The sequence below is a fragment of the Pseudomonas edaphica genome (assembly GCF_005863185.1).
Classification (GTDB): domain Bacteria; phylum Pseudomonadota; class Gammaproteobacteria; order Pseudomonadales; family Pseudomonadaceae; genus Aquipseudomonas; species Aquipseudomonas edaphica.
The window spans coordinates 1-1,143 of the sequence record NZ_VBVZ01001015.1; the positions used below are offsets into that span (position 1 = coordinate 1).

Here is a 1,143-nt window from a genome sequence, read left to right on the forward strand (position 1 = left end):
ACTTATCGCATCAGCATGACCGACCTCACCGAGGCGGTGATTCTGCCGCTGCTGTTCCAGCGCCTGCGCCGCCTGGCGCCAACCGTGGTGATCGAGAGTTTCTTGTCCAAACGCCGCGAATCCACCATGGCGGCGGGGTGTCGCCCTTGGGGGCCTTGTACAGCGAGCGGTTTTTGACAAAGGCGCGCAGCGCCAGCAACAGCAGGGCGGCAAACGCAAAACCGATCAGCGGCGACAGCAGCAGGGCATAACCGATCTTGGTGGCTTGGCTCCAATCCACACCGCTGGTGCCATCACGCCCGTGCATCAGGGCGTTGGCGACGCCGACGCCGATGATCGAGCCGATCAGGGTGTGCGATGACGAGGCTGGCAAGCCCAGCCACCAAGTGCCGAGGTTCCACAGGATCGCCGCGATCAGCAGCGCAAAAATCATGGCGAAGCCGGCCGAGGAACCGACCTGCAAAATCAGCTCGACCGGCAGCAAGGCGATGATGCCGAACGCCACCGCACCGCTGGACAGCAGCACGCCGAGGAAGTTGAAAAAGCCCGACCATACCACCGCAAAGTGCGGCGGCAGCGAGTTGGTGTAGATCACCGTCGCCACGGCGTTGGCGGTGTCGTGGAAACCATTGACGAACTCAAAGCCCAGGGCAATCAACAGCGCCACGCCCAGCAGCAGGAACGGCGTCCAGGTGGTGACCACGGTGCCCAGTTCGGTCATGTCGTGCATCAGGCTGTAGGCGGTAAACAACAAGCCCATGGCGAGCACGGCGAAGAAAATGATCACCGTGAGCAGGCCGGGTTTTGTATCCAGCCGGGGTTTGGGGTCTGCGTGTGTGGCGGTGTTGGAAGCGGTCAGGGAAGGGGTGGCCATGCCGGAGCATCCAGTGTGGGGAGGATGGTCTTGATGATCATTGCAGAATGTTACAGAGATGCTGCGGTAGGTCAGTGTTTAAGGAATTGAGCCTACCGCTGATCTATAAAACACCAGAAGGCTAATGTCAGAGTGCAATCAATGTGGGAGCTGGCTTGCCTGCGATGGCTATCTACCAGCCAACTGTTCATTGCCTGATGCACCGCTATCGCAGCCTTTTGAAGGCCGCCACATTCTCCTGTGGCGAGCAGGCTTGTCCTGCGTTGGGC

At 60.3% G+C, this 1,143-nt stretch carries 2 pseudogenes; one reads left to right on the top strand and one right to left on the bottom strand.

What is annotated here, in order from left to right:
* Positions 1 to 138, top strand: a pseudogene (locus tag FEM54_RS32925) (LysR family transcriptional regulator); the annotation flags it as partial.
* Here the strand turns inward: FEM54_RS32925 and FEM54_RS32930 are convergent.
* Positions 110 to 874: pseudogene (locus FEM54_RS32930) on the bottom strand (inorganic phosphate transporter); the annotation flags it as partial. The pseudogenes FEM54_RS32925 and FEM54_RS32930 sit on opposite strands and share 29 nt — an antisense overlap.
* Positions 875 to 1,143 lie beyond the last annotated feature (269 nt).